The sequence below is a fragment of the Methanosarcina barkeri 3 genome (assembly GCF_000970305.1).
Lineage (GTDB): Archaea > Halobacteriota > Methanosarcinia > Methanosarcinales > Methanosarcinaceae > Methanosarcina > Methanosarcina barkeri_A.
In genome coordinates this window covers 1,733,680-1,757,255 of the sequence record NZ_CP009517.1, presented here as the reverse complement: position 1 = coordinate 1,757,255, position 23,576 = coordinate 1,733,680, and the positions used below count along the sequence as shown (strand labels likewise).

At 42.0% G+C, this 23,576-nt stretch carries 24 protein-coding genes; 17 read left to right on the top strand and 7 right to left on the bottom strand.

The window, feature by feature from the left end; translation table 11 throughout:
• Window positions 1-128: 128 nt before the first annotated feature.
• The 5 genes from cofH (MSBR3_RS07060) to MSBR3_RS07040 are packed head-to-tail and all read right to left on the bottom strand — an operon-like array spanning window position 129 to window position 4,966.
• Complete coding sequence (gene cofH, locus MSBR3_RS07060) at window positions 129-1,283, bottom strand: 5-amino-6-(D-ribitylamino)uracil--L-tyrosine 4-hydroxyphenyl transferase CofH (protein ID WP_048110152.1); 1,155 nt, start codon at window positions 1,281-1,283, stop codon at window positions 129-131.
• 54 nt (window positions 1,284-1,337) lie between these two features.
• Entirely contained in the window at window positions 1,338-2,468 is a 1,131-nt protein-coding gene (cofH, locus tag MSBR3_RS07055; protein ID WP_048107300.1) for a 5-amino-6-(D-ribitylamino)uracil--L-tyrosine 4-hydroxyphenyl transferase CofH, read from the bottom strand.
• A gap of 27 nt (window positions 2,469-2,495) precedes the next feature.
• Complete coding sequence (gene cofG, locus MSBR3_RS07050; protein ID WP_048107299.1) at window positions 2,496-3,473, bottom strand: 7,8-didemethyl-8-hydroxy-5-deazariboflavin synthase CofG; 978 nt, start codon at window positions 3,471-3,473, stop codon at window positions 2,496-2,498.
• 57 nt (window positions 3,474-3,530) lie between these two features.
• Window positions 3,531-4,808 carry a phytoene desaturase family protein gene (locus MSBR3_RS07045; RefSeq protein ID WP_048107298.1) on the bottom strand — a complete coding sequence of 426 codons (1,278 nt, stop codon included), beginning with the start codon at window positions 4,806-4,808 and terminating at the stop codon, window positions 3,531-3,533.
• Entirely contained in the window at window positions 4,805-4,966 is a 162-nt protein-coding gene (locus MSBR3_RS07040) for a 4Fe-4S binding protein (RefSeq protein WP_048107297.1), read from the bottom strand. The genes MSBR3_RS07045 and MSBR3_RS07040 overlap by 4 nt, the downstream gene beginning before the upstream one ends.
• Before the next feature lie 1,027 nt (window positions 4,967-5,993).
• On the opposite strand from MSBR3_RS07040, the gene fpoA reads away from it, so the two are divergent.
• From fpoA to fpoO, 15 genes are all read left to right on the top strand, one after another.
• Window positions 5,994-6,368, top strand: coding sequence for a F420H2 dehydrogenase subunit FpoA (gene fpoA, locus MSBR3_RS07035; protein WP_048107296.1), 375 nt, complete (start codon window positions 5,994-5,996; stop codon window positions 6,366-6,368).
• Window positions 6,356-6,910, top strand: coding sequence for a F(420)H(2) dehydrogenase subunit B (gene fpoB / locus MSBR3_RS07030; protein ID WP_048107295.1), 555 nt, complete (start codon window positions 6,356-6,358; stop codon window positions 6,908-6,910). Before fpoA ends, fpoB begins: the two co-directional genes overlap by 13 nt.
• A gap of 47 nt (window positions 6,911-6,957) precedes the next feature.
• Window positions 6,958-7,434 (top strand): F420H2 dehydrogenase subunit FpoC, encoded by a 477-nt coding sequence (fpoC, locus tag MSBR3_RS20975; RefSeq protein ID WP_048107294.1) that lies wholly within the window; start codon window positions 6,958-6,960, stop codon window positions 7,432-7,434.
• 9 nt (window positions 7,435-7,443) lie between these two features.
• Entirely contained in the window at window positions 7,444-8,568 is a 1,125-nt protein-coding gene (fpoD, locus tag MSBR3_RS07020) for a F420H2 dehydrogenase subunit FpoD (protein ID WP_048107293.1), read from the top strand.
• A gap of 5 nt (window positions 8,569-8,573) precedes the next feature.
• Window positions 8,574-9,614: a F420H2 dehydrogenase subunit FpoH gene (fpoH, locus tag MSBR3_RS07015; RefSeq protein ID WP_048107292.1), complete on the top strand. Its 1,041-nt coding sequence runs from the start codon at window positions 8,574-8,576 to the stop codon at window positions 9,612-9,614.
• 4 nt (window positions 9,615-9,618) lie between these two features.
• Complete coding sequence (fpoI, locus tag MSBR3_RS07010) at window positions 9,619-10,029, top strand: F420H2 dehydrogenase subunit FpoI (RefSeq protein WP_048107291.1); 411 nt, start codon at window positions 9,619-9,621, stop codon at window positions 10,027-10,029.
• Complete coding sequence (locus MSBR3_RS21410) at window positions 10,026-10,316, top strand: NADH-quinone oxidoreductase subunit J (protein ID WP_048107290.1); 291 nt, start codon at window positions 10,026-10,028, stop codon at window positions 10,314-10,316. Before fpoI ends, MSBR3_RS21410 begins: the two co-directional genes overlap by 4 nt.
• Window positions 10,306-10,557, top strand: a complete 252-nt coding sequence (fpoJ, locus tag MSBR3_RS21405) for a F420H2 dehydrogenase subunit FpoJ (RefSeq protein ID WP_048107289.1) — start codon at window positions 10,306-10,308, stop codon at window positions 10,555-10,557. Before MSBR3_RS21410 ends, fpoJ begins: the two co-directional genes overlap by 11 nt.
• Window positions 10,554-10,856, top strand: coding sequence for a F420H2 dehydrogenase subunit FpoK (gene fpoK / locus MSBR3_RS06995; protein ID WP_048107288.1), 303 nt, complete (start codon window positions 10,554-10,556; stop codon window positions 10,854-10,856). Before fpoJ ends, fpoK begins: the two co-directional genes overlap by 4 nt.
• The gene (fpoL, locus tag MSBR3_RS06990) at window positions 10,850-12,868 is read left to right on the top strand and encodes a F420H2 dehydrogenase subunit FpoL (RefSeq protein WP_048107287.1); all 2,019 of its coding nucleotides are present in this window, start codon (window positions 10,850-10,852) and stop codon (window positions 12,866-12,868) included. Before fpoK ends, fpoL begins: the two co-directional genes overlap by 7 nt.
• Complete coding sequence (gene fpoM / locus MSBR3_RS06985) at window positions 12,868-14,355, top strand: F(420)H(2) dehydrogenase subunit M (protein WP_048107286.1); 1,488 nt, start codon at window positions 12,868-12,870, stop codon at window positions 14,353-14,355. The genes fpoL and fpoM overlap by 1 nt, the downstream gene beginning before the upstream one ends.
• Before the next feature lie 3 nt (window positions 14,356-14,358).
• Window positions 14,359-15,804, top strand: a complete 1,446-nt coding sequence (gene fpoN / locus MSBR3_RS06980) for a F(420)H(2) dehydrogenase subunit N (protein ID WP_048107285.1) — start codon at window positions 14,359-14,361, stop codon at window positions 15,802-15,804.
• 13 nt (window positions 15,805-15,817) lie between these two features.
• Window positions 15,818-16,204: a F420H2 dehydrogenase subunit FpoO gene (locus MSBR3_RS06975; protein ID WP_048107284.1), complete on the top strand. Its 387-nt coding sequence runs from the start codon at window positions 15,818-15,820 to the stop codon at window positions 16,202-16,204.
• A gap of 514 nt (window positions 16,205-16,718) precedes the next feature.
• A complete protein-coding gene (locus MSBR3_RS18845) occupies window positions 16,719-18,965 on the top strand; it encodes a right-handed parallel beta-helix repeat-containing protein (RefSeq protein WP_052723318.1) in 2,247 nt (748 codons plus the stop codon).
• Window positions 18,966-19,237: 272 nt separating this feature from the next.
• Window positions 19,238-19,591 (top strand): F420H2 dehydrogenase subunit FpoO, encoded by a 354-nt coding sequence (gene fpoO, locus MSBR3_RS06965; RefSeq protein WP_048107283.1) that lies wholly within the window; start codon window positions 19,238-19,240, stop codon window positions 19,589-19,591.
• A gap of 64 nt (window positions 19,592-19,655) precedes the next feature.
• Here the strand turns inward: fpoO and hepT are convergent, their stop codons facing one another.
• Window positions 19,656-20,081: a type VII toxin-antitoxin system HepT family RNase toxin gene (gene hepT / locus MSBR3_RS06960; protein WP_048107282.1), complete on the bottom strand. Its 426-nt coding sequence runs from the start codon at window positions 20,079-20,081 to the stop codon at window positions 19,656-19,658.
• On the bottom strand, window positions 20,065-20,529 hold the full coding sequence (gene mntA, locus MSBR3_RS06955) for a type VII toxin-antitoxin system MntA family adenylyltransferase antitoxin (RefSeq protein ID WP_048107281.1): 465 nt from the start codon (window positions 20,527-20,529) through the stop codon (window positions 20,065-20,067). The genes hepT and mntA overlap by 17 nt, the downstream gene beginning before the upstream one ends.
• 216 nt (window positions 20,530-20,745) lie before the next feature.
• Between mntA and MSBR3_RS06950 the strand changes: the two genes are divergently transcribed.
• Window positions 20,746-21,009 (top strand): hypothetical protein, encoded by a 264-nt coding sequence (locus MSBR3_RS06950; RefSeq protein WP_048107280.1) that lies wholly within the window; start codon window positions 20,746-20,748, stop codon window positions 21,007-21,009.
• A 781-nt stretch (window positions 21,010-21,790) separates the two neighbouring features.
• Window positions 21,791-23,446 carry a GDSL-type esterase/lipase family protein gene (locus tag MSBR3_RS06945; protein ID WP_048107279.1) on the top strand — a complete coding sequence of 552 codons (1,656 nt, stop codon included), beginning with the start codon at window positions 21,791-21,793 and terminating at the stop codon, window positions 23,444-23,446.
• Window positions 23,447-23,576: the final 130 nt, after the last annotated feature.

Here is a 23,576-nt window from a genome sequence, read left to right as displayed (position 1 = left end):
GGATAAGCTCAAATCCAAATGGTTATCAGGTTTTCGATAAAACCTTTTCTCAAAAAGTTTTCGCTCAAGCCTTTTTTGAAAAGGCTTGCGGGCAAGCAGTTTTTTGAAAAGGCTTGCGACTCGGAAGTTTACTCTCTGCTACCTATCTTTGTCTTTTCTAAACCGGGAAGGGAGCCCATCCTGCCAGAAAAATCTCGCTCCACTTTCCGGTACAGGGTGTCCCTCTGCACAGGTGTTCTTCCTGCCCCTTTTATCATCCATTCGAACTCGGCAGGCGATACATATTCCCCATTACTGCCCCCTGAAGCTGTAGAGATCTGGTCTTCCATAAGCGTGCCTCCAAGGTCGTTTGCTCCGCACTGCAAAGCTACCTGAGCGAGTTTCTTTCCTAACTTTACCCATGTAGCCTGAATATTTTTAACATAAGTATGCAAAATTACTCGGGAAATAGCTATGAGCTGAAGGTCTTCAAGCCCTGTGGTCGAGAATTTTCCGGATGCAAGCATCTTTTCCCCTATAGGGTTATTGTAAGGCAAAAAGGCCATAGGGATAAGTTCGGTAAACCCGCCTGTCTCTTTCTGAATTTCACGGATAATAAAGACATGGTCCAGACGCTCCTCAAGGGTTTCGACATGTCCGTACATGATAGTGGAATTGGTGGAAATTCCTGCTTTATGTGCTGCAGTTATGGTATCAATCCACTGCTGGGTGTTGATTTTCCCAGGACAGATAATTTTTCTTACTCTGTCGGAAAGAATCTCGGCCGAAGTCCCGGTAAGGGAATCAAGCCCACTTTTTTTAAGTCTGCTCAGGGCTTCTTCAACCGACATGCCTGAGATTCCTGCTGCGTAATTTACTTCCATAGCGGACAGGGCATGAATACACATATCAGGGAATTCGGCTTTTACAGATTCTATTATCTCAAGATAAAACTCCATGTCAGCTTCCGGAATGTATCCACCCTGGATGCATACCTCCACAGCTCCGGCTTTTTTCGCTTCTCCTACTTTTTCCAGGATTTCTTCAACACTCAGGATAAATCCTTTCTCTGTTCTGTAAGCACAGAACCCGCAGTTTCCAACACATTTGTTTGTGATATAGATATTCCTGTTCACCACATAGCTGACTACATCGCCTACAATACTGGCGCGCAGATTATTGGCGAGTTCAAAAAGCTCAAAAGGGTTTCCTTCAAGCAGGAGGAGAGCATCCTCTTTAGTACATTTCCCCTTATATGCCCTTTCAATTACGTCTTCTGGAGTTGTCGGTTTTTTCGCGTACATCCGATCATCCTTTTTAAAATCCATAATTTCCTGACTGTTGTTTTAATATCCAGCTTATTCTGAGACTCCGCATCCGGTAGTTCTTCCAGGGTTCCTGGAAGCCAGTTCACGTACCCCTTTGTAAAGGGTTGTCCTCTCTTTAGGGACCCTGCCGGCTCCGTAAATCATCCATTCCAGTTCTTCAACGGAAATACTTTCTCCATTAGGGGCTCCTGCCAATCTGGAAATGCTCTCTTCCATAAGTGTGCCTCCGAGGTCGTTTGCACCACAACTGAGAGCAAACTGGGAAAGTTTCTTCCCCAGTTTTACCCAGCTTGCCTGAATATTATCTACATGCCCGTGAAGAAGGATACGTGAGATAGCATAGATTTTCAGATCCTCAAGGCCCGGAGTAGCGTACCTTCCCTCTCGAATCATTTTTTCTCCAACAGGATTATTATAAGGCATAAAAGGCAAAGGCACAAATTCAGTAATTCCTCCAGTCTCTTTCTGAATCTCTCTGATAGTCAGGATGTGTTCTATTCTTTCTTCAGGAGTTTCGACATGCCCGTACATCATGGTTGCAGTCGTAGGAATTCCTGCAGCATGTGCCTGTGTAACTACTTTAACCCATTCCTCTGTACTGAGTTTTGAAGGGCAGATAATTTCTCTAACACGGTCAGAGAGGATTTCGGCTGCAGTTCCCGGCATTGTATCAAGCCCGCTTCGTTTCAGCTTTGAGAGGGCCTCACTTACCTTCACACCACTAATACGAGAAGCATGGTAAACCTCCATCGGGGAGAAAGCGTGAATATGCATTTCAGGAAACTCGGCTTTTATGGCTTCTGTAATTCCCTGATAAAAGTCCAGGCCCACATCCGGTAGAAGCCCTCCCTGGATACAGACTTCGGTAGCTTTTGCTCTCTCAGCTTCTCTAACCTTTTCAATAATTTCTTCTATGCTGAGGACTTTACCATTGTTCGTCCTGAATGCGCAAAATCCGCAGGTTCCCACACATCTGCTAGTAAAGTTAATATTCCTGTTCACGACGTAAGTAACCGTATTTCCTGTCGTAAGGGAGCGAAGTTCGTCCGCAAATCTGAAGAGTTCGAAAGGAGGTATTTCCAGGAGTAAGAGCCCATCTTCCTTTGTGCTCCTTCCCTTGCATGCGCGTTCCATAAGATCTTCGGGAATCTCAGTGTTCATTTTTTAATTCCTCCTCATGCCCTCTGTTCAGGGCTTTTTCCTGTAACCGTCAGTATCCGAGAGTTGTTCTATAAGTTCGCCTATCCGATCCGAGTACCACATTTTTTTTACATACCGAGGGTAAATTGGCAGGCGTTCTCTGAGCAAAATAGGATTCAGTTTCCTCTGTAAGTCCTTTACATCAGGCCATTCTGCTTCAGGGTTAATCCAGTCAATTGTCAAGGGGGATATGCCTCCCAGGTCAGTCACTCCTTTTGCGATAAGGGCTTTAGGGTCTACAAGGTTTGGGGCAACCTGTACTGCTATGTCAGAAGGAAGGATCTGTCTGGCCAGGCATATGGTATCAGTCATTTCTTCTATTGAGGGTGCAGGAAAGTTTTCCATGGGTGTTCCGGGTTTCGGGGTAAAGTTCTGGATAATAACTTCCTGGATGTGCCCGTATTCTTTATGGAGACTGGCAATAGCTTCGAGGGATTCGATTCTGTCTTTTCTTTCCTCTCCGATTCCTACAAGGAGGCCTGTAGTATAGGGAATCAGGAGTTTTCCTGCCTCCCGAATAGTATTAAGCCTGAGTTCAGGAAGTTTTCCCGGACAGTCCTTATGGGCTTCCAGGGTTGCCGTGCTCTCAAGCATAATCCCCATGCTTGCGTTCAAGGGTTTTAAAGCTTTCAGCTCCGAGCGCGTCATAATCCCTGCATTCGTATGAGGAAGGATTCCAGCATTGATTGCAGTCTCACAGAGAAATAGAAGATATTCAAGCGTGGAAGAATAACCAAGTTCTTTAAGCCACTTCCTGTACTCCGAAACCTCCTCTGCGTACTCCCCGAATGTAAAAAGGGCTTCGGTACACCCTGCCTTTACCCCTTTTTCAAGTACAGGAAAAATTTCTTCGGGCTTCATGAGTCTGGCACCTGGTTGTCCGGGCTCTCGACGAAAACCGCAGTAACCACAGCGGTTCCTGCAAATATTGGTAACAGGAACGAAAACGTTTTTCGAATAGGTCACAAAGTTGGGATTTTTTGGTGGAATGATAAAACACCTGATGGGTTTGTTTTCTGAAATTCAGCCTAGGATTTTCTTCATGGTTGCAGCTACACCGAGAGCTACGCCTTCAACTTCAATGCCGCCTTTTCTTTTGGCTCCGTCCCCTACAACGTAAAGTCCTGGAATAGGAGTCTCGTTACCAGGGTCCTTACCTGAGGCTGCCCTGTTTACCGGCCAGTTGTCATGGTATGACTGGGTAAGAAGAACTTCATATTTTTTATTGGGAAAGATTTCTTTAAGGTCCTGAAGCCCAAGTTCAATTTCAGCTTCGAGATTCTTCACGTTCTCAGGGGCTACATACTGATGGGACATTGTAAGGTGCTTACCAGGTGGAGCAAGTCCAGGATCGACCTGCGTAACCTCGTTTATCCCATTTACCCTTTTTGCATATGGGGTTAGAAGGACACCCGAATGCCCTACAAGCGGCTCGTCTGCAGCAAGACAAATCTTTATGCCCGCAGAAGGCTTCAGGGTTTCAAGTATTTTCAGGTATCCTGAATCTTTTTCTCCTGACAGGACCTCCTCACAAATGCATGCCGTTGCGGCATGTCCCAAATCGCTGATGATCAGGTCTGCTTTATAAGCTTCCTCACCAACAAGTACGCCTACGGCTTTTCCGTTTTCCACAAGAATTTTTGAAACCTCGGTCTCGGTATGGATCTTTCCATCGTGTGCAGCAATCACACTTTCCAGAGCATCGATTACTCCTTTGCATCCACCGATAGGAACACCTGGGCCGCCGAATCTGTACATATTTTCAATTATTTCGAAAATTTCTTCCACAGGAACTTCGTCACTTTTCAGGCTCAATGACCAGCCGCAGAAAGCATCGGCAAATTTCACAAGCCACTCATCCTTAAACTGAGACCGGATCCATGCCTGCAAACTGCTTCCTGTCGGGCGGTTTTTTCGCGTACTTACTATAAGAAGAGCGATTTTCAATCGGTCTTTATGCGAGAGAAGTGTGGAAAAATCGGTAAACGAAATATCTTTGAAGCCTTTCTCATAATCCTGGCTGCCTTTTTTCAGGGGCACGCGCACAGTTGTAATATCCGATCTTACGATCTTTACATCGGCACCGACTTCTTTAAGAAAATGGGCTAGAGGGCCTGCAGGTCCATGGGGCAGGATATGGAAAGCTCCGCTCGAAAGCTGGAATCCTTTGTAACTGAGGTTTGTAAACCTTCCTCCTGTGATAGGAAGCCTTTCAAAAACATCTACCTGGTATCCTGACTTTGAAAGCCTGGCCGCACTTAAGAGTCCTCCAAGTCCCGCACCAATTACAATCGCTTTCATACCAGCACCTCTATGGCCTTAACAGGGCAGTAGAGCACGCAGATGCCGCAGTCTATGCAGGCGTCAGTAGCTCTTGCCTTTCCTTTTACATCTATTGCTCCTTTTTTGCAAAAAGAAGCACACTGGCCGCACCCTACACAATTGTCATTAATCTTCATGCGATTCCACCAGTTTTTCTATCATGAAAAGACTTATTATAATGTATTGGTACAGTGTGTCCTCAGGATCGTACTTTATATAGTTAAACTGATGATTCTACTGTTGATTTCATTCAAATCTCGCTAAATACACAGATTGACTTCTACTCAAGATTTTGCAGCAAGATAACCGAATTTTATTAACCTTTTAGTATTTTTATTTTCGGCGAGGAAGGAAAAAAATTTTTAAAATAAAAGTTTTCAAGATTGTTTATATTATATATGAATATTTTATTCAATCTAGAATAATTAAAGTCTATATATACTTATTGTGCTTATATGAGCTTACTTATATATATTATAAATAATATTATTTATGTTTGGGGAACTGGAAAGAAATAACATATACATAATTTATATAACTCCGTAAACAAAATATGATTTTATTCCGATTTTCAAACATGTTCATATTCTAAAGACAGATTCTATTTATTTAAACTTAATATTTATATAATATTAATTATCTAGCAAATAACGTAAGTAACTTCTCATTCATTTACAGAGATTAGTATGGGGCGCTGTAATTTAATCAATTTTAATTAATCATTAATCTCACTCAACCGGACCTGTGCTGCCTGGAGCGGGAACCATCCTGAATTTCTGGCAATTTATGGTACCATCCAGGGTAAAGAAATCCAAACTTTCAGACAATTTATAATCCATTCAGGGTAAAGAAACCTAAACATTCAGACAATTTATAATACCATCCAGGGTAAAGAAATCCAAACTTTCAGACAATTTATAATACCGTTCAGGATAAAGAAATCTAAATTTTCAAGGTCAGGAAGAAAATGCTGTCTGTGTTCAGGGATCTTTTTACTGAAATTAAAGATCTCTGTGGACTCAAGAATTTATAAAAGGATCTGTGTCTGGACCGAAAACAATTCCATAAACACGGTTGTTCGGACGCGGTTTTGTGTACCAAAATCCAAAATTCATGTCATTTAATGCTGCAATTCAGGTTGCTGCATTTTAATAGGTGATATTAATGTCTGGAATAATTGATAGCTACATACCAGTTGCAATATTCCTCGTCATGGCACTTGTTATGCCTCCACTGACAATGTTTATGGTAAAGCAACTGAGCCCGAGAAGCAAGGCAGCCGGCAAATACACTACATATGAATCGGGATCGGTTCCTACAGGAACTGCAAGGATCCAGTTCAATGTTGAGTATTATCTTTATGCGATAGCTTTTGTACTCTTTGATATAGAGGTGCTCTTCCTTTACCCATGGATTACAGTCTATAAGGGTCATGGGATCACCTCAATTGCAGTGGTTGAGATGTTTGCCTTTATTTTTATACTGCTCTTCGGGTACGTTTATCTCTGGAAGAAGGGGGCTCTTACATGGGTGAAATGACGGAAAAAAAAGCGAGTAAATCCGATGAGACTTCGGAAGAAGGAATTCCCGGAGTTATCACAACAACAACCAGTGCGATAAGTGACTTACTCAAGAAAACTAAGGTTCAGGACTTGATCAATTGGGGAAGGAAAAACTCTTTGTGGTTTATGACTCAGCCAATGGGATGTTGCGGAGTTGAGATGATCGCTATGGGCTGTGCCCACTATGATACGGATCGCTTTGGGATCATTCCGAGAAACTCCCCCAGACAGGCTGACGTCATGCTCATCAGTGGCTACGTGACAAAGAAATACCTGCCTGCTTTAAAAAGACTCTGGGAACAGATGCCTTCTCCGAAATGGGTTATGTGCATTGGAGATTGTTCCATTAGTGGCGGCCCTTTCTATGAATCATACAGTACGGTCCAGAATATTGATGAAATATTTCCAATCGATGTCTTCGTTCCAGGCTGTCCTCCAAGACCCGAGGCAATGCTTCAGGGATTTGTGGAACTTCAGGAAAAAATCAAAGCCAAGAAAGACCTGGGTTCGGAGTACTAAGCTTACCGAGGTTCTTCTGAAATCTCAGAGTTATTCGAGGAAAAATTATGGATGTCGCAGAAATTCTCAAGTCATTAACAGATGCTTTTCCTGAGGCAATCTCCGAAGCAACAGCCGAATCCGAAATCCGTGCAAGGTCATATGTGGATAAGGATGAGGTAAGAAAAGTTTGTCAGTATCTTAAGGACTCTCTTCAGTTCGACCACCTCTGCTCAGTCTGCGGAGTGGACTACATAAAAAGGAATGAGCTTGAAGTAGTCTATCATATAGCATCATATAATCATCCTGTAGTTCTGACGCTTAAGGCCAGGCTTCCCAGGGAAAACCCGGAAATCGAGTCCATCGTATCGGTGTACTGGAATGCAAACTGGTATGAAAGGGAAACTTACGAGCTTTTCGGAATTTTATTTAAAAATCACCCGAACCTGAAACCACTTGTACTTCCCGAAGATATGATTGGAGAATGGCCCCTCAGGAAAGATTACGAGGGCTTTCCGAATAAAACTGCCAGAAATCTGGTGTGAGGGTGAAAAATGGAAGAGCAGCTTGAACCAAACGAGATGATCGTACACCTGGGCCCTCAGCATCCCATGCAGCCAGGTCCCTTCAGGCTAAACCTGAGGTTGAAAGGGGAAACAGTCGTGGATGCTGACATAGAACTCGGTTTCATTCATAAAGGTATTGAAAAGATTCTGGAGAATAAGACTTACCTCCAGGGAATCACAATCGTGGACAGGATCTGCTATCTTGTGGCTCTTGTAAACGAAGAATGTTTTGTAGGCTGTACCGAGAAATTACTGGGCATCGAACCGCCTGAAAGGTCTCAATATATCAGGGTTATTCTTGACGAGCTTACAAGAATTCAGAGTCATTTATTGGGTATGGGTGAGTTTGGAGAATTCATTGGTTTTGTCTCCATGTTCATGTACACGATCAGGGAACGAGAAGAGGTTCTGGGCCTGATTGACATGATCACGGGAGCCAGAGTTACTCACAGCTATCTCAAGTTCGGAGGAGTAAGGGACGACCTGCCGGATGGGTTTAAAGAAAAAGCACTATCTGTTTTCAATAATCTCAAAAAATCAGTAGACGATTTTGAAGAAATGTTTCATACGGACAGGATCTTCAGGGAAAGAACTGTCGGAGTTGGTGTCCTGACTGCTGATGTCGCAAAGAACCTTGGAGTCTCAGGACCTGTTTTGCGTGCAACCGGTGTCCCTTTCGATATCCGGAAAAACGAGCCTTATCTGGTATATAAGGACCTTGACTTCAAAGTCTGCACTGAAACCGCAGGAGACTGTTTTGCAAGAGTGCAGGTCAGGATTAACGAGATCAGGGAAAGTATCTATATTTTAGAACAGTGCCTCGATCAGATTCCAGGTGGTCCGCTCTTTCCTGAAGGTACCATGTATGGCAGGAGAACTCCTGTAATGAGAGTTCCTGCCGGTGAGGTATTCCACAGGGTGGAAGATCCAAGAGGGGAAATGGGTATGTACATGATCTCCGACGGTTCGGACAAGCCGTACAGAGTAAAGATCAGAGGCCCTTACTATCCTACCCTGCAAGCTCTTCCTCCTCTAATAATAGGCACGACTGTTGCGGATGTAGCATCAATTTCGGGCAGCATGGACGGATGTACCAGTGAAGCGGACAGGTGATTCTGATGACAATAGTAGTTCCTGAATATCTAGCTCCTTTAATCCCCTGGGTCCGTGGAATAGTAGGCCTTGTTCTTATAGGGTTTATTTTTGTCGGAGCAATGGGAGCTGTGTGGCTTGAAAGGAAGCTTTCTGCTGATATCCAGACAAGAATGGGACCCTGCCGTGTAGGAAAATATGGACTTCTGCAGCTTGTAGCCGATGCAATCAAACTTTTTACGAAAGAAGACTTAAAGCCGCTGAATGCTGACAGTTTACTTTTTAATAATGCTAATATTTTCATGCTTGGTTCGGTTTTTCTTATGCTTGTTGCCCTTCCTGTGGGTGCAGTTTTCATTAATGGGGTCGAGTACCCGCTTGCGGTCACCCAGATGGACATCAGTGTGCTTTACATCGAAGCAGTATCCGCATTATCAATTTTTGGAATATTTATGGTGGCTTACGGCTCAAATAACAAATACTCCCTGCTAGGAGCTTTTCGAAATTTTGCCCGAATGGTAGGATATGAAGTACCTCTCGGAATATCTGTCATAAGTGTAGCTGCTATGACAGGTTCGCTTAATATAGTAGATATTTCGAGTGCGCAGGGCCTGCACTGGAATATTTTCCTGCAGCCTCTGGGATGTTTTGTATTCTTTGTATCACTTATGGCTGACATGGGAAGACTTCCCTTTGACCAGAATGAGTCCGAAGAAGAATTGATAGCAGGGTGGATTACGGAATACTGTGGAATGCGTTTCGGGCTAGGTTTTTTTGCCGAGTACATCCACATGATCCTCGGTTCTTTCCTTGTAGCCCTTCTCTTCCTTGGCGGTTGGAACGTGCCAGGTTTTATTGCAAACAATTCCGTGCTTGGCCTTATCGCTCCAACAGGCTTCCTGATTGTAAAAGTTGTCTTTGTACTTATGGTAATTATAGGGCTCAGATGGGCTGTCCCGAGGTTCAGGATTGACCAGGTTGTTGACCTGAGCTGGAAAAAACTGCTTCCTCTTGCCCTTCTAAACCTTGTCTGGGCTGTAGGGCTCGGACTCTACCTGGGGGCGTGAAACCATGGTCCTTAAAAACATTAAATATGCAATTAGAAACATCACAAGACCTCCCGTAACCAGGATGTACCCGGAAAAACCCAGTGAACTTTCCGACCGGTTCAGGGGACTTCAGATACTTGATAAAAGTAAATGCATAGGTTGTGGCATCTGTGCCAATACTTGCCCTAATGCCGCAATTAAGATCGTAAAAGCTCCGATTGCACCAGGGAGCTCAAAACAACGCTGGTTCCCTCAAATTGACATAGGGCACTGCCTTTTCTGCGGACTCTGCATCGATCAGTGTCCTAAAGGTGCGCTTTCAAGCGGCAAGGAATACGCTAAAGGTCTTGTTAAATGGCATCACAAAGACCTGCTCATGACTCCTGAAAAACTTGCAAGGGAAGTCGATCTCGAAAAAGGTGATGAGAGATGATCGGGCTCGAAACAATAGGATCAGCCCTGGAAATGGCCGTCTTTGTGATTCTTGCTATCGCTACAGTATTCTTTGCAGTCTTCGTGGTAACTGCAAAGGATATTGTCCGAGCCGGGCTTTCCCTGATCATGTGCATGTTCGGAATTGCAGCTCTCTATGTTCTTTTGAATGCCCAGTTCCTGGGAATCATTCAGATTCTGGTCTACATCGGAGCAATAGGAGTTCTCATCCTCTTTGCGGTTATGCTGACAAAGCACGAGATCGGAGGTGAGCCAGGTGAGGATTAATCGCCTTTTATCATTTCTTGTAGCTTTGCTCTTTACAGCTATTGTGATAGTCGGGGCTTTCGGAACCTCCTGGAACACGGTTTCCGAACTTCCCCAAAATCCGGCTGACCAGAGTAATATAGAGGGCATTGGCATGCTGATATTTACTCACTATGTTGCGCCTTTTGAAGTCCTTTCAATTGTCCTGCTCGCCTCTCTCATAGGGGCAATTTACCTGGCAAAAGGAGAGGGTAACCGATGATTCCTTTATACTTTTACCTGGGGCTCGCAGCCTTGCTGTTTTCAATCGGACTCTATGGTGTAATGACACATAAAAACGGCATCAGGATGATTATGTGCATCGAGCTCATGCTCAACTCTGCAAACCTGAACCTTGTAGCTTTCTCAAGTTATACGGATACCCTGAACGGGCAGGTTTTCGCCATCTTCTCGATTGCTCTTGCAGCTGCCGAAGCAGCGGTCGGGTTTGCAATCTTCATGGCAATCTACAGAATGCACGATAAGATCAACCTTGATGAGCTAAACATCCTGAGGTGGTAAAAACGGCCTTAGAAGAACTTGCATTTTTAATCCCCCTGCTTCCGGCACTGGCTTTTGTTATCACCTTTTTCTTCGGCAGGAAAATGCCCTCAGGCGGGGCAATAGTCCCTATACTGGCAATTGCCGCCTCCTTCGTAATCTCTTTGGTGATTACGCTCAGGTTGCTGGCAAACCCGGGCGAGGTTATAAGCCAGTCCTATCCCTGGTTTGCAGTGCTTAATATCGGAGTGTTGATTGATCCTCTGGCCGCAGTAATGCTCTCAATGGTCTCCTTTGTAAGTCTGTTGATCCATATCTATGCAGTTAGTTATATGTCCGGCGACCCAGGAGAAGCCAGGTATTTTGCAGAAACCGCACTCTTTACCGCAGCAATGCTTTCCCTGGCTCTTTCGGACAACATCCTTCAGTTCTTTGTTTCCTGGGAACTTGTAGGGCTGTGTTCCTATCTCTTAATTGGCTTCTGGTTCGAAAGGCCATCAGCTGCAGCGGCTGCCAAGAAAGCTTTCCTGACAACCAGGGTCGGAGACGTGATGTTCCTTACAGGAATAATTGTACTGACTTCCGATCTACTGAAACTTGCAGGAGGCTTCCAGGACGGAACATACCTGCTCCGTTTTGACGAAATTTTCAGTTATATTCCCCAGCTGTCTGCACTTCATTCAAACATTTTCGGCTTTGAAGTAAGTCACCTTACCATTATCACCCTGCTCTTCTTCGGAGGAGCCATAGGAAAATCCGGTCAGTTTCCTCTGCATGTATGGCTGCCTGACGCAATGGAAGGCCCGACAACCGTTTCAGCTCTTATCCATGCTGCAACAATGGTTACTGCCGGCGTCTACCTGGTCGCAAGGACCTTCCCTATGTTTATTGCAGCTCCTGACTCTCTCATGGTAGTTGCCTATCTCGGAGGCTTTACTGCGCTTTTTGCAGGTACGATGGGCATTGTGATGAATGACCTCAAGCGTGTACTTGCTTATTCGACCATAAGCCAGCTCGGATACATGATGCTTGGTCTTGGCTTGGGCTCGGCAATAGGGCTTGAAGCAGTAGGCATTTCTCTTTTCCACCTTATCAACCATGCTTTCTTTAAGGCCCTTCTTTTCCTCTGTGCAGGCAGCGTAATCCACGCAGTAGGCACCCAGGACATGAGAGAACTTGGAGGCGTAAGAAAGGTAATGCCAATTACGGCTGCTACTATGACAATTGCAGCCCTGGCTCTGGCAGGTTTCGGAATACCCGGAACCTCAATAGGGACAAGCGGTTTCTTCTCAAAGGATGCAATTATCGAGGCTGCTTACCTCTTTGGAGAACACAGTAACAACTGGATTCCCTATGCGTTCTCAATTGCGGCTGCACTCCTCACTTCGATTTATATCTTCAGACTGATCTTCATGACCTTTACAGGGAAGCCAAGAAGTAACTACCACGGACACGAGTCCCCTGCTATTATGACAATTCCCCTTTCAATTCTGGCAATTTTTGCCCTCGTATTCGGTGGGCTGACAAAAACAGGGTTCATGGATTTCCTCAAAGAAACATTTGCAAACAGCTTCGTGAATCTTAACATCGGAAACCTTGCAGCCTTAGGCCGAAATCAGATCGTAGAGGCAGCCGGACATGAGTCTCTCTTTGTCCAGTGGCTTCCGATGATAGTAGCCATTGCAGGTCTTGCAGTTGCTTTTCTAATCTATTATCTCAGGATAATCAAACTCGGGCCGCTTGCTTCTATGAAGAACCCGGTTTACAGGCTGCTTTACAAGCGCTATTACCAGCATGAAATCTATACTGAGTTTTTTTCACTCGGAATCGTATACGGAATCATTGCTTTTCTTTCACAGGTGCTTGATGTGATTATTGACAGCATTGTAGAAGGAATCGGAATTCTTACAGTCGGTGTAAGTGAGGAGCTCCGGAAAGTTCAGACCGGAGTTATCCAGACTTATGCAACTGCAGTAATTTTAGGTGTGAGCCTGCTGATAATACTTGTTAAGTTAATAACGGAGGTACTCTAATGCTGCCTGTAGCATCACTGTTGATTCTGGTGCCGCTGATTTTTGCAGCAGTGACCTTTTTCACAAAAACGAAAGAACAGGCTGCAGGACTGGCCTTTTTAGGGTCCCTTGCGACTCTTGGCCTTACCCTGTATGCCTACCTGAATTTTGACAGTAATACGGCTGCCATGCAGTTCTTTGAGTCGATAGAATGGATTCCCTTGCTAGGAGCCAAATATTCAGTTGGGATTGACGGCGTTTCCATGCCCCTTATCCTCCTAAATGCAATAGTTATCCCATTCCTGATCCTTTACAGCTGGAAGGAAGAAAGAGAAGCCCCTAACAGGTTTTACGGGCTGATTCTCACCATGCAGGCTGCAGTTATAGGAGTCTTTGTAGCCCTTGATTTCATGGTTTTCTATATATTCTGGGAGCTTACCCTGATTCCCCTTTTTTTCATGGTAAATATCTGGGGAGGAGAAAAGCGGGCACATGCGTCTTATAAGTTCTTTATCTACACACATGTTGCCTCTCTGGTAATGCTTCTTGGGATCTTCGGGCTCTTCTATGCCTCCTGGCAGCAGACAGGGGTTCCTACCTTTGACATAAGGGAGCTGGTTGGCCAGTTCCAGTTCTTGGGGTCAGGCCTGTTAAGGAATGCAATCTTTCTCTCAATAATTTTCGGGTTCCTGGCAAAATTGCCGATTTTCCCCTTCCACTCCTGGCTTCCGGATGCTTATACCGAAGCCCCGACCGCAGGCAGTGTACTCTTTATTCTGCTCAAAATAGGAGGATACGGGCTTTTCAGGATCTCACTTCCCATGCTCCCTAATACCGGTAACCCTGAGCTTATGATTACCGTTCTGGGCTTGCTTGGAGCTTTCAGCATAGTTTACGGAGCACTTGTGGCTCTAAGGCAGAAAGACCTCAAGCGTATGATCGCTTATTCCAGTTTAAGCCACATGGGTTATGTTTTACTGGGTTCGGCAGGTTTTGTTGCCCTTTCGGTTTCAGGAGCTATGTTCCAGCAGTTTTCCCATGGGCTTATAATGAGTATCATGTTCATGTCAGCTGGGTCGATCCAGACAGGTACGGGAACAAGGATAATCAACAATCTTGGAGGGCTTGCAAAGAAGATGCCGATGCTGGCTGTACTTATGATGGTCGGGTTTATGGCATCCCTCGGCCTGCCAGGACTTACTGGCTTTGTTGCCGAGTTCCTGGTGCTGGCCTTCAGCTATGTCAACCTTCCTGGTTTTGTCTTGCTTGCCCTTCTGGCAATAGTGATTACCGCAGGTTACCACCTCTGGGCAATGCAGCGGGTAATGTTCGGAGTTTATAACGAGAAGCTTGGAGATGTCAGGGACATCAGTTCTCTTCAGGTCTTTTCCATGGCAGTAATTGCCTTGCTTGTGGTCTATTTTGGCTGGAACCCGAATCCCGTACTTAATATGATGATTACGAATTCGGAAGCAATAGTAAGTTTCGCTGCTGCTCTGGGGGTTTAAAAAATGGAAAATTTAATGTTTCTTGCACCAGAAATCGCAGTTGCTGCAACAGGTCTGATAATACTTTTTATAGGGGTTTTCATGTCCCCTCGGACCAAGAATGTGCTGGGTTACCTGGCAACCCTGGGAGTACTTGCAGCTCTGGTCCTGACAGTCCGGAGTTTCGGGACCGAAGCTACAATGTTTTCCGGCACTGTCAGCATTGATGCTCTTTCCCAGTTCTTCAAACTGGTCTTCCTTACAGTTTCCCTGATCGTTTCGCTTGCTTCAATCAAGTATACTGAAAACAGTGACCATACCGAAGAGTTCTATACCCTGGTACTTTTCGCAACCCTCGGGATGATGGTTGTTGCTTCCTCAAATGACTTTATCCTGCTCTTCTGTGCTTTTGAGCTGGCAAGTTTTGCTACCTACGCCCTTGCAGGCTTTGAGAAACAGAACTCAGGGTCCCTTGAAGGAGCCATGAAGTACTTCGTAATAGGCGCAGTTTCTTCAGCGCTTATGCTCTTTGGGATCTCTTTTGTCTATGGGGCAACAGGCACTACCAGCATTCCAATGATTGCTGGAAACGTCTCTCTCCTGGCAGAAAGCCCTATCGGAATAGTTGCCGTTGTACTGCTCATTGCAGGCTTTGGCTTCAAGATGGCTCTTGTACCTTTCCATATGTGGGCTCCCGATGCCTATCAGGGTTCCCCTTCAGTTGTATCTTCCCTTCTTTCGGCAGGGTCAAAGAAAATGGGTTTTGTGGCAGCTTTCAGGGTTTTCATCCTGGCTCTTGCAGCCCTCCAGCCTGACTGGCAGTTCGCTTTTACAATTCTTGCAGTCGTAACCATGACCTTCGGAAATGTGGTTGCAGTGTCTCAGACAAGCGTAAAACGCATGCTAGCCTACTCTTCACTGGCCCAGGCAGGATATATTGCAATGGCTTTTGCGGTAATGACCCCAATGGCTCTTACAGGTGGAATCTTCTATACCCTTGCCCACGCCTTTATGAAAGGAGGAGCCTTTATTGCAGCAGCTGCAGTTGTCTGGATGATAACTACTCAAAGAACAGGAGACCTGCAGGTTCCCGACCACCTGGACAACTTCAGGGGCCTTGGAAAGAGAATGCCTCTGGCAGCCCTTTGCATGACGGTTTTCGTCTTTGCCCTTGCAGGGATCCCCCTTACTTCCGGTTTCATGGCCAAGGTCGTGCTCTTTTCTTCAGCCATTCAGGCAGGCATGGCATGGCTTGCGGTAATTGCAATTCTGAACAGCGCCCTTTCACTGTTCTACTATGCAAGGCTTGTAAGGTACATGTACTTCCTTCCCCCCGAAGGCAAAAAAATCGGCTTGCCTTTCCCATATGCAGCGGCTCTCCTGCTTGCAACTGCAGGCGTGCTTGTAATGGGACTCTGGCCTGAACCTTTCTTGCAGTGGGCAATGGAAGCAGCAAAGGTACTGATCTAAGGAGGTATGAGAAATGACAGATTGTGATCTTTGCGGAAAAGCAATCCCGGCCGTTATTCCTGTCCGGGTTTTTCGTTCCCGCCTCAAATTCGCCTATCCTGAGGGTATCTGGAAAGGGCTCTGTGAGACCTGCCTCGATTCTGCCCAGAAGACCTATCTAAGCATCAATAAAGACGAACTCTCCTGCAGGAGAAACAAATGCGTTCTGTGCGGTAAAAAAGGCAGGGTTTATCCTGTGGAAGTCCAGATTCCCGATTTCTCAAAGGGAGTCGTAATAAAAAAGGTAAACGTCTGCACAAAGTGTCTGGATTCGATCAATGAGACTTATATCAGGTTCAAAAGGGAGCAGATTATGGGTTCGGCTTGTGAACACGGGCATGGATACGTTCATGAACACTGAATAAAGGTAAAGCTGCTTTTTGCGGCTTTATTACTATTTTTTATCCTTTTTTGAAATAACTACTTAAAATTCAATAGAAAAATTTCTGTGAATTGAATTCTACAATTGTTGGTTATTGAGATTTTTCTTTTTCGCAATTTAGTAGTTATACTCATATGCTATGTCGAAATCAATGTCTTCAAGCTAATTTTAGGTAAGGTTGAATAATATCTTTTTTGTCTGTCTCTTAGTATATCTCTTTTAATTTGAGACTCGAGTTCAATCAAGCAGTTACTTGATTTTGCCGTAAATACTTTATATCAAAAAATTTATATAGTACAGAGACAATCAAATTTTTCTTACTACATGGATGCTTCAGGAAATTAGAGGTCTATTGCAGGACTTCCATGTAGACCCGACGGTAAAGTCGGTATTTTTGACAGATATAAAATATAAGAGTGAATCACCAGGCAAGGTGATATAACTGAGAATTAAAATTTATCTCATTATAATATATTCTCTTCTGATTATAAATATGGTTACTGCTGCAGCGAGTACTATTATTGTTGATAGCAGTGGAAATGAAAACTATACCTCTATACAGCAAGCTGTAAACAATTCTGTCGATGGAGATACAATATTCGTAAGTAAAGGAGTTTACGTAGAAAACGTAGACGTAGATAAGAAGTTAGCAATAATCTCAAAGTCGGGAAATCCGGAAGATACAATCGTTCAAGCTCTTAATCCAGGTGATCACATCTTTCACGTAACTGCGAATAACGTGACCATCAAAGGGTTTAGTTTGAAAAATTCCAGCTCAGGAAGTGGAATTTATCTGGACAATGTGCAGTATAACACTATTGCAAACAACCATTTACGGGCTAATGGGATAGGAATTTATCTCTGGAATGCTGCTAAAAACAATATACTGATCAATAACACCGCATCGGACAATATCTGGTCAGGAATCCGATTGTCTCCAGATGACAGTGAGCTTGCAAATAACAATACGCTTATTAATAACACAATGGTCAACAATAAATATAATTTTGAGATTTATACTGGGTATGAAAATGCTAGTATGCAGAACAATATCGATACCACCAATACTGTAAACGGAAAACCTATCTATTATCTTGTAAATGTTTCGAATGTTACTTTAAATTCTGCCTCAAATGCTGGGGCTATTTACTGTATCAACTGCCAGAATATGTCAATAAAAGATCAGTTTCTCCAAAATAACTCCCAGAGCATTGCTTTATTTAACACAAGCGATTCAAGGTTTGACAGCAACATCCTATCAAATAACGCCGTTGGAATCCTTCTGTTTAACTCAGATAATAACACCGGGTTGAATAATATTGTAGTTAATAATATTATTGGCATTGGAATAGTTAAATCCACTGATAATTATTTAAGTAACAACGTGGCAAATTCTAATATCGTTGGATTTGATGTTCATGAATCAACAAATACTGAATTAAATAACAATACAGCAAATTTTAATAAAGATAACGGCATAACTTTGAGTTCTTCTATACAAAATAAAGTAAATGGAAATATTGCAAATCACAATGGTGATGGAATTAAATTATTCAATTGTAGTAACAGTTTGCTAAACAATAATATTGCAAATTCAAACGAGTATGCAGGTATTGATCTAGGGAGCTCAAAAGATAACATTCTAACTGATAACATTGCAAATTCGAACAAGAAATATGGCTTTGAGCTTGCTGGCTCAGATAACAACACTTTGAGAGATAATATTGGGAATTCAGATATGGATCATTTACCAGATGATTCTCCTAATCGTACTTCTAAAAATGAGACTAAAGATCAGGGTATAGAAAACAAATCTTTCATTGATTCTACAATTTCCTTAATTTTATCCTGGATATATCCCAATAATTCTCCTGATAACGAGAGCAATAATTCGATAAGTAATTTTCTCGATAATATCAGTGATGATTCAATAAATGTCTACGTACACACAGGAGACTCGATCCAGCAGGCAATAAACAATTCGAGTTCCGGCGATATTATTGCTGTTGACCCGGGGTTATATAAGGAGAACCTTGTTGTGAACAAATCCCTTATCATAATTTCAAAGCCTGGAGAAACGACTGAAACTATGATTCAGGCTGCAGATCCGGAAAAGGACATCTTCTATGTAGCTGCCGACAATGTAACAATTAGCGGATTCAATGTGACAGGAACAAACAAGTCAGGCATATATTACACTGGATCGGATGGCATTATCGCTGGCAATGAACTGGTTTCTGACAAATACGGAATTTATCTGGAAAAAGCTGAAAACATTACAATTGAAAACAACAATGCATCTCAAAACGGGTGTGGAATTTACTTGAAAGACTCCAGCAGAAATAAACTGGTAAATAATGAAGTAAATTATAATTGGTTCCAGTGGGGAAAGTATAGAAACGGAGTTCTTCTCAAAAATTCAAATAACAATAAGCTAACAAATAACAATATATCAAGAAACTGGGATGGTATACGCCTCGAAAATTCTTCAAACAATGAACTGAGCACAAACGCAATTATAGATGACTATTTCTGTATTAGTCTTAGAGATTCAAATAATAATAAACTTCTTGACAATACCGTCAAATCAATTGGATATTCATTTGAAATCACACTGGCGAAATCTCATAACAATACTTTACAAGGTAATAGTGCAGGCTTTATGGCTGAAATTAGAGTATCGTCTGGCCTTGAGAGCACAAATAACACACTTGAAGGCAAGCAACATATTAGAAGATAAAATAGCCAGTTTTTTTGTCAAAGATTACGATTGAACCTGGTGTCTTGGCAATTTAATTTTAGATCACTTAGAGACTCTGAAACCTTTTATGTTGATCTAATCTCCAAAATATATTCCACAGTTAATTGTCATAACACTAGCTTTCTCAGAAATGTCTTAACCAACAGAATTTCTCGCAAAATATTCCCTGTTTACTATACTCTTTTTAATATATTTTATCTACTTTGATTATTTTAACCATCACTTCTGAATCCAAAATCGGATTGTATAAATTGGGTCGTATTCTTGTTAGAGTTTTCTCCCTCTTCCATAAATTAGTTTACTCAAACGGTGCCTGGAAAGGGCTCTGTGAGACCTGCCTCGATTCCGCCCAGAAAACCTATTTAAGCATCAATAAAGACGAAATCTCCTGCAGGAGAAACAAATGCGTTCTTTGCGGTAAAAAAGGCAGAGTTTACCCTGTGGAAGTCCAGATTCCCGATTTTTCAAAGGGGGTCGTAATAAAAAAGGTAAACGTCTGCACAAAGTGTCTGGATTCTATCAATGAGAATTATATAAGGTTCAAAAGGGAGCAGATTATGGGTTCGGCTTGTGAACATGGGCATGAGCACGTTCATGAGCATTGAGTTTTGAGTAAAGCCGCAAAATGCAGCTTTATTTTTCTTATTTTTTTCTTTTTAATATTTATTTTTACTCTGCAAGCCTCTCTGCATATTCTGCAGCGTAAAGGGCAAATGTGTCAAAGTCTTTCAGATTTTCAGCAAGCAGTTTTCTTAATATATCAAAATCCACTTCTTCATAAGCATGGACCAGGATATTTCTGAATCCAGCAGAAAAAGCAAATTTTTCTGCGAATTCTTCAGGAATTATTTCGTGCCTGCCAAGAATCCGAAATACACTCCTGTAATCTTCAGGCCTTTCAAGTCCCTCTTTTGAGATGATGATTTCTCCGATGTCAATAGCACATTCAATTGCAAGTTGAAAATTTCTCTCTACTGCGGAACGCTTTTCATAGTTGCTTTCAAGGTCTGAGCTTTCGGGATCTATTGATTTAAGGTAGTCTACACAACGCTGCATAAAGTTCAACTTTCTAAATAACTTATCTGCTGCTGACATTCCGAATATCACTCTTCTCCCTGATTCGTTTTAGTAATTCCCTGTTTAAAAAGTCTTCATGATACTTTCGGTCCAGGTATCTAGACATGACATACTGCTCCACGTCCAGTTTCAGGTCTTCATTTCTTACAAATAACGGCACATTGGGTCTTATGACTTCAAAATTAATAACGGGTGCAGCATCGTTCATCACCAGGAGGTCTACATGATCATTCTTGAGGAGGGTTGAAAGTTCTCCTATCAATTCCAGACGCTTTTCTATTCTTTCTCCTTTTGTGAGTTTGCTGGAAAGATAAACACCTATATCAATATCGCTTAACGGTCCTTCTGTTCCCTCTGCTGTCGAACCAAAAAGATATGCAAGTTCTACATATTCCTTTTTACTAAAAAATTCAGAAAGCAAAATATACAGAATCTCTTTCCCTATCTCGTGAATTTTAAGACCCATTGTATTTTCTCTATGTGCTGTTCTTTCAAATACGTTATGTTGTAAGAAGGAACAGGCATTGTAGATTGTAATCTTCGCAGGCGCACAATTCCGTTATTTGTCCCGTATCGGTTTTTTCTTTTCCTCCTCAAGTTCGTCTATCCTGAGGGTTTCTGAAAAGGGCTCTGTGCGATAAAAAAGGCAAGAGTTTACTCTTTGGAATAATAGGAAACTCAATTGATAATTCTGGATACAAAATTCAGATATGTAGTTTTGAATTTTGATGTCAATCAAGTATTAAAAAGACAAATCATTAAAAGACAGGTCATTAAAAAACAAGTCATTAAAAGACAGGTCATTAAAAAACAAGTCATTAAAAAACAAGTCATTAAAAAACAAGTCATTAAAAAACAAGTCATTAAAAAACAAGTCATTAAAAAACAAGTCATTAAAAAACAAGTCATTAAAGGACCTTCAAATCACTTAAATCTAATAATCTAATAGTTACAAATTCCTGCTTAACCTGGAAAAACTAAGGAAACTACAGAATTAACTAAAGAAAAGATGAACCTTTTTATATCAATAAACTGCTTTATAATTATTAATTTGTAAGAATAATCTATGGAGATTGATAAGTTGGTGACAAGAATTTTCCTCTGTCCAATAACCCGGCTAAATCTCAGTACCTGCCTTCAGCTTCTATTTTGTTTATATAATTCACTTATTACTTATTTAATTAAATAATCTCTTAGGTGGCTGTCTCACTCTCAATAGATTATCCGATAATTCAATTTCAGGGCAAAAATATGTAAAAAATAGGTATATGCAACCTTTAAGGTAATGTTCAGATTTGCTATAAATTCAAAGTTAATTTGTGTCTACTGAGTATAATTCCGTTCTTTCAATATCAATTCCAAACTACCAACTTCTTGAAAGTTATAATCTTACAGAAAATCGACACTCTGCCGTTAATTTCGATGCAAAGCACATAATCAGGGTGTTTGTTAATAGAATAGAGTGAGTCTCTGATAGTTGATTTTAAAGGCAAAGCAGATCTAACGCTAACGGAATAACAATAAATTCGGAAGAGTGTATAAACTGATATTATCATAGTCGGATGCATAATTTAAATATCTTAAGGTTGAAGGGAATCCACTAACAATATAAATATCTAACAAAACTTTAACTACAAATAAAAAACATGGGTATGCTGTTAATCTAACAGAGGAAGAGCATAAGAATGAAATCGTGGGTTATTTTAACGGTCTTTTTGTTATGTTTTATGGCAATGCCATCGTCGGCAACTATCGAAATTCCAGCGGGTACGGTTTCTTCTTACTCGTTAAATATTCCTGGGGAAACATACGTGCTGATGGGTGATGTCGATGCTTCAGCCACAGCGTTCTCAGTAGATGCTGACAACATAACATTTGATGGTAAGGGACATACAATTACTTTTGCACAGGACACTTCAGGCAGTGGAATTTTATCTTTTGGTAAGAACGGTATTGCAATCGAAAATGTCACAATCAATCAAATGAACAAGAGCATATCGTCTGCGTACGGAATATATCTGGCTGACTGTAATTATGTGAGTATTTTGAATGACACGATTGATGTATATAAAAATACAGGAATTTTTGTAAAGTCCGCATCATCACACGTAATTATCCGTGACTGTGACATTTCCTCAAATACCTATGGAATATTTGCAACTAACAGTCAATATCTAACAGTTAATGAATCTACCCTGAACTCAAAGAAAACCAATTCCATCCGTTTATCCAATTCGGGGTACTGCAATTTTTCGGGTTGTGAATGTAACTCTGCAAATACCGGTATAAATTTGAGTGATATGGCAAATAACAACACTTTCACTGATTGTACAGTTTCAACCGTTATTGAAGACAGCATTGTTATCACAACAGCAAACAATAATACCTTTTTGAGGTGTAATACGTCGGCTATTAGAGGAAATAATGGGATTTCTTTAGTCAATTCAAATTGGAATGCTTTCACGGATTGTGTTTCTACTGCTGAAAAAGGTTATGGAATAAATACAACTGACTCTTGTGATAATATCTTCAACGGATGCACTATCAGTGTTATTGAAAATATGCCCGTAATGATAACAAATTCTACAAACAAATTCTCAAATATGAGTGTTTCCTCTACAAGGTCATCTGCACCACATACTTCTAATCATATTTTGACTGTGGGAGATTCAATTACAAAGGGCGTAGGAGTTAACTACGGACTCGGATATGGATCGTACCTGAATGCTACTCTGAATGCATATTCTCCGACATGGTATGTGTCTAATGTTGGAATAGGTGGCACTACGGCAGCACAGGGTCGAGTTACGTTTCCTCAGTGGTTAGATATTTACAATCCTGACATTGTCTTAATCATGTATGGACAAAATGATATTTCTGCTGGGCGCAGTGAACAGGACATTATTAATGATATACTTTGGATGGCACAGGAAGCGAGAAACCGAAGCATCACTCCCTACATATTGACGACTGTGCCAATTTCAAGCAATAACTTCAAGCGTATATCGTTAAATGACAACCTAACTTCGCAAGCTGCGCTGGCCGGTATCTCGGTAATAGACACATACGACTCTGTTGACTTATCACCAGGAAACGGCGTACACGATGGGTACGATGAAAATAACTCACTTGATGGGGTACATCCGAATTCGGTTGGGTATACACTCCTGGGAAATTATGTCTCTAAACATATCCTAACATCTGTATACCCAAACTCTGATTTTACCGGTAATGTTACTTCAGAAAAAGCTCCTTTGACTGTTACTCTTACTGATAAGTACCGGCTTGCCAGTTTTATGGACTTGGAGCTCTGGATACGGCATGTTTTCAACGACGAAGTCCAACACATACATATTATGCAGGAAATTATGTTGTTAGCTTAACGGTAAAGAATGCTGTTAGATAACACGAAAATGATAAAGGACTATGTTGTTAGCTTAACGGTAAAGAATGCTGTTAGATAACACGAAAATAAAAAAGAACTGTGTTGTTGTGAATTAAAGTCCTTTTTGT